Raw genomic sequence first — 10,918 nt, forward strand, 5'->3', positions numbered from 1 at the left:
CAGGTCCACCCGGCACGGCGGCCCGGTGCGCTCCACCCCTACCCGGTAGACGCGGGTGGAGGGGCGGCTGTCCGGCAAGGGGGAGGCGGCGTAGGTCACACCGGGGTTCCCGGTTCCGCGCCGCGTACGAGAAGGGCTGACACGCTGGTGTTGGTGCAGCAAGAGGAACAGACGACCCGCCTCCGGCGCGCGTTCCGCGCGTGCGAGGACCAGCAGCGCGGACACGTCGCGCTGGTCACCGGCGCCGTGGGGAGCGGCAAGACCAGCCTGCTGGAATCGTTCAGCGAGTGGGCGGCGGGCGCCGGCGGGCAGGTGATGAGCGCCGCCGGCTCCCGGGCCGAACGCGGGCTCCACCTGGGAGTGATCGGGCAACTGTTCCACAGCGCACGACTCACGCCGGAGGCGACGGCGCGGGTCGAGAAGCTGATGCGGGACGCCACCTTCGCCGTACCGCTGCCCGAGCCCGGCGGCGAGGCGGCCGACGGCGACCGGGCCTGGGCACCCCTGCTGCACGGCCTCTTCGCCACCCTGCTCGACCTGACCAACGCCGGGCCCCTGGTCCTCGCCGTCGACGACGTGCACCACGCGGACCCGGCCTCGCTGCACTGCCTCCTCTACGTGACCCGCCGGCTGCGCCACGCCCGGATCATGGTCGTGCTCGCCGAGGCGTCGACGCTGCGCCCGCCGCACCCACTGTTCCGGGCCGAACTGCTCAGCCAGCCGCACTTCTCCCGCATCGGCCTGCCACCGCTGACCGTGGACGCCATCGCCCGGCTGGTCGGCGGCGGAGCCGACGACGCCGAGGCCCGGAAGACGGCCGAACTCTGCGTGCGCATGACCGGCGGCAATCCGCTGCTCACCCGGGCGCTGCTCGAGGAGCGGGCCGACGGCGAGATGGGCGACGACTACGGCCCGGTCGTCGGCGACGCGTTCGACCAGGCCGTGCTCGGTTGCCTCTACCGGCACGAGCCGGGGGTACGCCGGGTGGCGCAAGCACTGGCGGTACTCAACCGGCCCGCGCCGGCCGAGCTGCTCGGCCACCTCCTCGACGTGGTGCCCGAGTCCACGGCCCCGGCGGTACGGGTGCTGCGCACCTCGGGCCTGATGGAGGCCGACCAGCTGCGCCACCCGCGCATCCTGCGCTCCATCCTGGGCGACATGTCGGCCGACGAACGACGGAGCCTGCACCAGCGGGCCGCCGAGGTGCTGCACGACCACGGCGCCGAGCCGAGCGTGGTCGCCGAGCATCTGGTGGCCGCCGGCTCCACGAGCGCCCCCTGGACGGTGCCGGTGCTCCAGGACGCCGCCGGGCACGCGTTGGCGTCGGGCCGGCCCGACGTGGCCGCCGCGTGTCTGCGCCTGGTCTTCCGCGCGCCGGTGGACGAGCAGCAGCGGACCACCACCACCGAGATGCTGGTGAACGCCCGCTGGCAGATCAACCCGCTGACCGTGAACGGGCAGCTGACCGAGCTGGTGGAGAAGGCGCGGGCCGCCGGGTGGTCCACCGAGGCGGGCCTGTCCGCCGTGCCCTACCTGCTCTGGCAGGGCCGGGTGGACGAGGCCACCGAGGCGGTCAGCGCCTTCTCCTCGGACGAGGAGCAGGGCTCGGCCGGCCTGGCCGGTCGCCTGCGGATGATGCAGCTGCTGGTCTCCCTCTCCCACCCGGACCACCTGACCACCGTGCGGGAGACCCCGAGCACCTGGAGCCGGGCGGCGAACGCGCCGACCACGATCAGCCCGCTGCTCCAGGCGGTGACGGTGCTCGGCACCGCGCTGACGCCGGCCGCGGACAACGACACCGTGGCCACCGCCGAGCAGCTGCTCCAGCGCCACCACACGGACGACGGCGCGCTGGGTCTGCTGACCGCGCCCCTGCTGGCGCTGCTCTGGGCCGGCCGGTCCGACCGGGCCGCGGTCTGGGGGGACGTGCTGCTCGGCCGGCCGGTGGCCCAGCACACCCCGGTGTGGCGGGCCGTCATCCGGGCGGTCCGGGCGGAGGCGGCGTTGCGCGTCGGCGACCTGCCCGGTGCCGAGCACCACGCCCGGGCGGCGCTGGAGGACATGCCCGCCCCGGCCTGGGGAGTGGCGGTCGCCGGCCCGCTGGCCACGCTGGTCGCCTGCGCGACCGAGTCGGGCCGGTTCTCCGAGGCCGACCGGTGGCTCGCCCACCCGGTCCCACCCGGCATGTTCCGCACCCCGCTGGGCCTGCACTACCTGGCCGCCCGGGCCCGGCACCACCTGGCCGTGCGTCGGCCACACGCCGCCACCACCGACCTGCGGCGGTGCGGCGAGCTGATGCGCGCCTGGGGCATCGACGCGGCCGGGCTGGTGCCGTGGCGGCTGGAGCTGGCCCGGGTCCAGCTCAGCGTCGGCAACAAGGCTCAGGCCACGCAGCTGCTCCAGGAGCAGCTGCGGGTGCCGCACGGGGTCGACGACCGGACCCGGGGTCGTACGCTCCGGCTGCTCGCCACCACCGCGGCCCAGGACCACCGGCGCAAGCTGCTCTCCGAGGCGGTCAACCTGCTCCAGTCCAGCGGCGACCGGCTGGAGCTCGTCCGGGCCCTCGGCGACACCGGTCAGACGCTGCAACGTGCCGGGGACTCCGCCCGCGCCCGACTGCTCGTCCGCCGGGCCTACCAGCTCGCCCAGGACTGCGGGGCGTCGGTGCTGGCCCAGCGGCTGATCCGCCGGGAGCCGGGCAGCGGGCTGCCGGCGTACCCGGCCGCCGCCGAGTTGCAGGAGCCCGACGACGGGCTGAGCGACGCCGAGCGCCGGGTCGCCGCGCTGGCCGCCCAGGGGCACACCAACCGGCAGATCTCCAGCAAGCTCTTCATCACGGTGAGCACGGTCGAGCAGCACCTGACCCGGGTGTACCGCAAGCTGGACGTGAAGCGGCGCACGGACCTGCCGTCGCGGCTCGTCGCGTACGCGGAGGCGCTGGCCGACGAGACCCAGGGCGCCGCGTCCTGACACAACGCCGAAGGGGCGCGGTGGGTGCGACCACCGCGCCCCTTCGGCGCGTACGACAGCCGGGAGATCAGCCGACGGCCAGCCCGACGGTACGACTCGCCGCCGCCTCGCTCGACGGACAGCGACGGCAACTGCTCCCGGCGGACGTGGGACGGCGGCAGCGAGATGCCGGCCGCGAAGGGCGACTGCCGGGTCTGCGCGGCGTCCATCGCCCAGCTGACGAGACTGTCCACCACGGCCACCGCCGGACGGACCCGGCCCGGTCGGCGCCACCCGCCGGCGGAACCAGCGCTGGGCGAACGGATCGGGCGTCCGGTCACCCGCACGGCGACGCCGATGGCCCGGGCCGACGGATCCAGGCGGGCCGGGCCGGTCACCCGGGCACACCGACGCCGATGGCCCGGGCCGCGGGAGCGGCTCGGGCCATCGGCCTGTCGAGATCTGTTCAGTTGGTCGGGTTCGGCCGCTGTTCCGTCAGTCCATGGCGCGGCGCATGAAGCCACGCATGCCGATCATCGAGAACACCACGAAGACCCCGGCGAGGACGCACATGCACAGCCAGAGCGGCAGCGACTCGACCCCCGGCGGGCCGACGAGCGACCGGGTCGCCTCGCTGATGTAGGTCAGCGGGTTGAGCGCGCAGATCACCTGGTACCAGCGCAGCGAGTCCAGGCCGAGCAGCGGGAACTGGGTCGCGCCGGTGAACATGAGCGGGGTCATCACCACGGTGAACATGATCTGGATGTGCTGCGTCGGCACCAGCGTGCCAAAGGCGAGGCCGACCGCCGCACCGACCAGCGCGCCGATCGCCAGCACCGCGATCACCTTGAGCACGACCGCCCAGGGCCAGGTGACACCGAGCATGAGCATGCCGACCGGGATCAGCACCACGCCGGCGATCAGGCCGCGGATGCCGCCGAAGACGATCTTCTCCAGGGCCACCAGCGGAATCGCCATGGGTGCCAGGAGGCGGTCCTCGATCTCCCGGGTGAAGGAGAAGTCCATCATCATCGGCAGGGCGGTGTTCTCCAGCCCGATCAGGAAGGCGTTCAGCGCGATGACGCCGGGCAGCAGCACGTTGCTGAAGTCGTCGCTGGCGTAGCCCAGGTCGCCGAGCACCTTGCCGAAGATCAGCAGCATGAACAGCGGCTGGATGAAGACCTGGAGCAGGAAGCCGACCAGCTCCCGGCCGGTGACGAACAGGTCCCGCGAGAGCACCGCCCGGAACGTGGCGAACTGGTCCAGCGCGCGCACCGGCGGCGGCGACGAGGCCGGCGACGGCGCGGACGGGGGGGCGGGGGCGGCGACGCTCACCGAAGTTCCCTTCCGGTCAGGTGGATGAAGACATCTTCCAGGCTGGGCTGGCCGATGTTCAGGTCACGGACCTCGCAGCCCAGGTCGGCGAGGATCTTCATCGCCATCGGGATGGCGTTGGCCGGCTGGCCGCTGGTGTAGACCCGGAAGGAGAGCGGGGCGTCCGGATCGGCGGGCGCGTCGGGGGCCGGCGCGGGCATCGGCATCGCGGGCATGCCCGGGAACGCCGGCGCGGCGGCGGGCGCCGGGGCGGTCACCTTGAAGTGTTCCACCTGCTCCACGTCCGGGATCGCGTCGAGCGCGGCCCGCACCTCCTCGGCGGGGGCGCCGGGGGTCACCACGAGGGTCAGGGTGCTGCTGCCCGGCAGCGTACGGGTCAGCGCGGACGGGGTGTCCAACGTGAGCAGCTTGCCGTGGTCGACGATGCCGACGCGGTCGCAGAGCTTCTCCGCCTCGTCCATGTCGTGCGTGGTGACGACCACGGTCACCCCGGCCCGCTTCAGCTCGGCGATGCGGTCGTGCACGAAGAGCCGGGACTGCGGGTCGAGGCCCGCCGACGGCTCGTCGAGGAAGAGCACCCGGGGCGAGTGCATCAGCGCGCGGGCGATCATCGTGCGCTGGGCGAGGCCGCCGGACAGGAAGTCGGTACGGTGGTTCGCGAAGTCCTTGAGCCCCATCTGATCCAGCAGCTCGTCCGCCCGCCGGATGCGCTCTGCCCGGGGCACGCGGTGGTAAGCCGCGTGGAACAGCAGGTTCTGCCGGACGGTCAGCGCCCGGTCGAGGTTCACCCGCTGCGGTACGACCGCCAGCAGCTGCCGGGCGACGGCCGGCGCACCGATCACGTCGGCGCCGCACACCCGGGCCCGGCCCGAGGTGGCCCGCACCCGCGTGGTCAGCACCCCGATCGTCGTCGTCTTGCCGGCGCCGTTCGGCCCGAGCAGGCCGAAGACCTCACCGGCGCCGACGGAGAAACTCAGTCCGTCCACCGCCGGTGGCATGTTGGGCTGGTACCGCTTGACCAGCTCCGTGACCACCACTGCCTCGTCCACGTCGTCATGCTCCGTCCTGAAACGTCGGTCCGATAGATGTACGTGTGCCGATAGGGGGCGCTAGGGGCACACCAGGGGCGGCAACGGTCACAGGCCCCGCGCGGTCAGCCACCGCTGCACCGTGCCGGCGAGCTCCGGCCCCCGGTCGGCGACCATGCTGAAGTGGTCGCCGGCCGCGTCCGCCACCTCGTGCGGGTACGGCCAGCGGGACCGCCAGCCGTCCTCCTCGCCGTCCCACTCCCCCAACGGCTCGCTGGCCCGGACCAGCAGGGTCGGCGCCGCCATCTCGGTCGGCTGCCAGTCCAGGAACAGGGGCAGGTAGCCGGCCCACGCGGTCGTCCGCCAGTCGTCCATCGGCGTGTACGCGCTGTCCCGGTCGATCATCCCGTCGAGCAGCTGCGGCACCCACCCGCCGAGCACCTCGCTGTTCGCCGGGTAGGTGTCCATGAGCACCACCGCGGCCGGCGTCCGGCCCTGGCGCTCCAGCTCGCCGGCGAGCAGGTTGGCCACCATCGCGCCGCCCGAGTGGCCGGCCAGCACGAACGGGCCGGCGCCGACGGCGCGCAGCACCGTGTCGGCGTGCACCCGCAGCAGGGCGTCGAGGTCGGCGGGCAGCTCCTCGCCCACCCCGAAGCCGGGGTTGGGCAGGGCCCAGACGTTGCGTACGCCCCGGAAGCCGGAGGCGAGCCGGGCGTACTCGTGGGCCCCGGAGAGCAGGGACATGGTGCAGCAGCACACCAACTGCGCCGGGGCGCCCCCCTCGGCCAGCCGGAGGATGCCGGCCGGGCGGGTGAGCTGCGCCGGTTCGCTGAAGCTGGGCCGGAACTGGGCGAGCTTGACCAGGAGTTCGGCGTACCCGGCGGGGTCCTCGCGCGCCTTCGGCTGGTTGAACAGCCCACCGAGCAGGCCGCCACCGGCGCTCTGCGGGGCGGGTCCCCCGGCGGCCTCCGGGGTGTCCCCGGCGGCGTCCGCGCCGACGAGCTGACCGTGCAGGTGGTGGGCCAGCGCCGTCGGGGTGGGGTGGTCGAAGAGCAGGGTCGCCGACAGCTCCGCCCCGGTCTCCTGGCGCAGCGCGTCCCGCAGCTCCAGCGCGGTCAGCGAGTCGAAGCCGAGTTCCAGGAAGTCCCGGTCCTCCTCGACCGCCCCGGGCGAGGCGTGCCCGAGCACCGTGGCCACGCGCGCCCGGACCAGGTCCAGGAGGATCCGGTGCCGATCGCCGGCCGGGACGCCGGCCAGCCGGTCCCGCAGCGCCCGGGCCGGGTCGGTCACCTCGCCACCGGGCCCGGCGTCCCGGTCCGCGGCGGCCGCCGCCTCGGGCACGCCGCGCAGCAGCGGACTGGGCCGTACGGCGGTGAAGGCCGGCACGAACGCGGGCCAGTCGAGGTCGGCGACCGCGAGCTGGTCGTCGCCGCGCCCCACGGCCTGCTGCAGCGCGGACACGGCCAGTGCGGTGGGGAGCGGACGGACCCCCCGGCGGCGCAGCTGCGCCGGGTCGGTGACCTCGTCCGCCCAGGGCACCCACGCGACGACGGTGGCCGGACGGCCGGCGGCGCGCCGGCCGGCGGCCAGCGCCTCCAGCCCGGCGCCGGCGGCGGCGGCGACCGCCGCTCCCCCGCTGCCCCAGACGGCGGCGGTGGAGGTGAAGACGACGAACTCGTCGACCGGCCGGTCGGCGCAGATCCGGTCGAGCAGTTCCACCTCGGCGGTGCGGGCGGCCACGGCGTCGGCTAGGTCGCGCGGGTCCAGCGCCGCGACCGGGTCGCCGGCCCCGTCGGAGTCGGCGACGTGCAGCACGGTGCGGACTCCGGTGCCGGCGGCGGCCAGCCGGTCCAGCGCCTCGGGCAGCGCGTCGAGGTCGTCGACGGCGGTGACGGCGACGTCCCGGCCCGTCGCGCCGGCGGACGCCGCGGGGCCGACGAGGACGAGGTGGGTCGCGCCGCGGTCGGCTAGCCACCGCAGCAGGTGCGGGGTGCGCACCGCCGCGGCCCCGTGCACCAGGACCGCGCCGCGGGGCCGCCAGTCCGCGTCGGCGGCGACGCCGGCCGGGGCGCGGGAGAGCCGCCGCGCGTACAGCCCGCCGGAGCGCACCGCCAGTTGGTCCTCGTCGCCGCCGGCGGCGACGAGCCGGGCGAGCACGGCGAGCGCGGCGTCGTCCGGCTCCGCCGGCAGGTCGACCAGCCCGCCCCAGAGCCGCGGCTGTTCGAGCGCCAGCACCCGGCCCAGGCCCCAGAGGTACGCGCCGGCGACGCCGGGCGCGGGGTCGTGCGCGCCGACGGCCACCGCGCCCCGGGTCACGGTCCACACCGGCGCGGTGCTGCCGGCGGCGCCGAGGGCCCGCACGAGCGCGGCGGTCGCGGCCAGCGCGGCCGTCCCGGTGGCCCCGGCCGGCTCCCCCGCCGCCAGCAGCGAGAGCACGACCGACGGGGCGCCGTCGGCGGGCAGGGCCCGGGCGATCTCGTCCGGGTCGTCGGCCACGGTCACGAGCACCGGGGCCAGGCCCTCGGCGCGCAGTGCGGCCAGCACGGCGGTGGCGTCGGTCGCCGCCCCGGCCACCACCAGGCACTCGCCGGTCGGCGCGGTGCCGGCGGTGGGCGCGGCGACGCGCGCCCACTCGGCGCGGTACCGCAGGCCGTCCAGCTCGGAGCCGCGACGCCGCCGGTCCCGGTAGGACGCCAGGGCGGGCAGCAGTTCGGCGAGCGCCTCGTGCCGGTCCGCGCCGAGGCCGAGCGCGGCGGCCAGCGCGGCCGGCTGGTCCTCCGCCACGGCGGCCCAGAACTCCTCGTCGTCGCCGGGTGCGGCGGGCTGACCGAGGTCGACGACGGGCGGGTCCGGCCAGTACCGCTCGTGGTGGAACGCGTAGGTGGGCAGTTCGATCCGGGCGGCGTCGCTGCCGGCGAAGAGAGCCGGCCAGTCCACCCCGGCTCCGCGCAGGTCGACGGCGGCGAGCGCGGCGAGCAGGGTGGCCGGCTCCGGCTGGTCCCGGCGGCCGAGCGGCACGAAGGCCGCCGGCTCGACGTCGGGCAGGCACTCGCGGGCCAGCGCGGTCAGGGCGCCGTCGGGGCCGAGCTCCAGGAAGGTCCCCACGCCGGCGGCGGCCAGGGTGGCGATCCCGTCGTGGAATCGGACGGTGTCCCGGACGTGGTCGACCCAGTAGCCCGGATCGGTGGCCTGGGCGGCGGTGAGCGGCTCGCCGGTGCGGTCGGAGACGACCGGCAGGGTCGGCGGGTGCCAGGTGACCTTCTCCGCGACGACCCGGAAGTCGGCCAGCATGGCGTCCATCCGGGCCGAGTGGAAGGCGTGGCTGACCCGCAGCCGGCGGGACCGCCGGCCCTGGGCGGCGAGCCGTGCGCCGGCCGCGAGCACGGCCTCCTCGTCGCCGGAGAGCACCACCGACCGGGGACCGTTCACGGCGGCCAGCGACACCCGCTCGTCGAGCAGCGGCATCACCTCCGCCTCCGAGGCCCGCACCGCCAGCATCGCCCCGCCGGCCGGCAGTTGCTGCATCAGCCGGCCCCGGGCGGCCACCAGGCTCGCCGCGTCGGCCAGCGACAGCACGCCGGCGACGTGCGCCGCGGCCAGCTCGCCGACCGAGTGGCCGAGCAGGTGCTGCGGGCGCAGCCCCCACGCGGTGACCAGCCGGAAGGCGGCGACCTCGTAGGCGAACAGCGCCGGCTGGGTGAACTCGGTCCGGTCCAGCAGCGCCGCCTCGGGCGAGTCGGGGTCCGCGAAGACCACCTCCCGCAGCGGTCGGCCCAGGTGCCGGTCCAGCTCCCCGGCCACCTCGTCGAAGGCGGTGGCGAAGACCGGGAACCGGCGGCAGAGCTCGGCGCCCATGCCGAGGCGCTGGGCGCCCTGGCCGGTGAAGAGGAACGCGACCTTGCCGGCCGGGCGGGCCACCCCGCGTACCACGCCGGAGGCGGTGCGGTCCTCGGCGACCGCGCGCAGGCCGGCCAGCAGCCCGTCGGGGTCGTCGCCGATCACCGCGGCCCGGTGCGGCAGCGCCGCCCGGGTGGTGACCAGCGAGTACGCGACGTCGGCCGGGGTCAGGTCGGGGTGGGCGGCCAGGTGGTCCAGCAGCCGCCGGGCCTGCCCGGCCAGGGCCGGCGCCGACCGGGCGGAGACGATCCAGGGGGCCGGCGGGGCGGGCGTACCGGCCGGCCGGGCGCCGGCGGTGTCCGCCTCGGCGGCCTGCTCGATGATCACGTGCGCGTTGGTGCCGCTGATCCCGAACGCGGAGATCCCCGCCCGGCGCGGCTGCCCGGTCTCCGGCCAGGGCTCCGCCCCGGTCAGCAGGGACACCGCCCCGGTTGACCAGTCGACGTGCGGGGTGGGCTCGTCCACGTGCAGGGTGGGCGGCAGCACCCCGTGCCGCATCGCGAGCACCATCTTCATCACCCCGGCCACACCTGCGGCGGCCTGGGTGTGCCCGATGTTCGACTTGACCGACCCCAGCCACAGCGGCCGGTCGGCGGGGCGCTCCTTGCCGTACGTGGCCAGCAGCGCCTGCGCCTCGATCGGGTCGCCGAGCGTGGTGCCCGTGCCGTGCGCCTCGACGGCGTCCACCTGGTCGGCGGCCAGCCCCGCGTTGGTCAGGGCCTGCCGGATCACCCGGCGCTGGGACGGGCCGTTCGGGGCGGTCAGCCCGCTGCTCGCCCCGTCCTGGTTGACGGCGCTGCCGCGCACCACGGCGAGGATCGGGTGGCCGTTGCGGCGGGCGTCGGAGAGCCGCTCGACCAGCAGCATGCCGGCCCCCTCGGACCAGCCGGTGCCGTCGGCGGCGGCGGCGAACGACTTGCACCGGCCGTCGGTGGACAGGCCACGCTGCCGGGAGAACTCCACGAAGACGGTCGGGGTGGCCATCACCGACACGCCGCCGACCAGCGCCATGGTGCACTCCCCCAGCCGCAGCGCCTGGCAGGCGAGGTGCAGCGCGACCAGGGACGAGCTGCAGGCCGTGTCGACGGTGACCGCCGGCCCCTCCAGCCCGAGGGCGTACGAGATCCGGCCGCTGGCCACGGCGGCGGCGCTGCCGGTGCCGAGGTAGCCCTCGACGCCGCCGCTGACCCCGGTGAGCAGCGCGGCATAGTCGCCCTGACTGCTGGTCGCCGCGTACACGCCGGTGGGTGCGCCGCGCAGCGTGGTCGGGTCGATGCCGGCCCGCTCGAACGCCTCCCAGGCGGTCTCCAGCAGCAGCCGCTGCTGCGGGTCCATGGCGAGGGCCTCGCGGGGACTGATGCCGAAGAAGGCGGGGTCGAAGTCCCCGGCGGAGTAGAGGAACCCGCCCTCCCGCACGTACGACGTGCCCCGGCTCTCGCGGGCGGGGTCGGGGTCGTAGAGCGCGCCCAGGTCCCAGCCCCGGTCGTCGGGGAACGCCGACATCGCGTCCGTGCCGGCGGCCACCAGGTCCCACAACTGCTCCGGCGACCCGACGCCGCCGGGGAACCGGCAGCTCATTCCGATGATCGCCACCGGCTCGCTGAGCGCGGCGGTGAGCTGCTGGTTCTGCTGCTTGAGCTTCTGGTTGTCGAGCAGGGACGCGCGCAGCGCGCCGACGACCTCGTCCAGTGAAACACTCATCGGGGGCT

At 75.7% G+C, this 10,918-nt stretch carries 4 protein-coding genes; 1 reads left to right on the forward strand and 3 read right to left on the reverse strand.

Annotation, left to right across the window (positions count from 1 at the left end):
* Positions 1 to 153 precede the first annotated feature (153 nt).
* Positions 154 to 2,970 (forward strand): AAA family ATPase, encoded by a 2,817-nt coding sequence (locus AB0G08_RS16270; RefSeq protein ID WP_358088009.1) that lies wholly within the window; start codon positions 154 to 156, stop codon positions 2,968 to 2,970.
* Between the two features lie 474 nt (positions 2,971 to 3,444).
* On the opposite strand, the gene AB0G08_RS16275 is transcribed toward AB0G08_RS16270, so the two are convergent.
* From AB0G08_RS16275 to AB0G08_RS16285, 3 genes are all read right to left on the reverse strand, one after another.
* Positions 3,445 to 4,284 (reverse strand): ABC transporter permease, encoded by an 840-nt coding sequence (locus AB0G08_RS16275; protein ID WP_358088012.1) that lies wholly within the window; start codon positions 4,282 to 4,284, stop codon positions 3,445 to 3,447.
* Positions 4,281 to 5,333 carry an ABC transporter ATP-binding protein gene (locus tag AB0G08_RS16280; protein WP_358088014.1) on the reverse strand — a complete coding sequence of 351 codons (1,053 nt, stop codon included), beginning with the start codon at positions 5,331 to 5,333 and terminating at the stop codon, positions 4,281 to 4,283. The genes AB0G08_RS16275 and AB0G08_RS16280 overlap by 4 nt, the downstream gene beginning before the upstream one ends.
* An 87-nt stretch (positions 5,334 to 5,420) precedes the next feature.
* The gene (locus AB0G08_RS16285; RefSeq protein ID WP_358088017.1) at positions 5,421 to 10,910 is read right to left on the reverse strand and encodes a type I polyketide synthase; all 5,490 of its coding nucleotides are present in this window, start codon (positions 10,908 to 10,910) and stop codon (positions 5,421 to 5,423) included.
* Positions 10,911 to 10,918 lie beyond the last annotated feature (8 nt).

Origin of the sequence: Micromonospora sp. NPDC023644, assembly GCF_040640115.1 — a bacterium.
Classification (GTDB): domain Bacteria; phylum Actinomycetota; class Actinomycetes; order Mycobacteriales; family Micromonosporaceae; genus Micromonospora.

Coding starts and splice junctions, on each gene's coding strand:
- AB0G08_RS16285 (WP_358088017.1), bottom strand. CDS start 10,910: ATGAGTGTTTCACTGGACGAGGTCGTCGGCGCGCTGCGCGCGTCCCTG.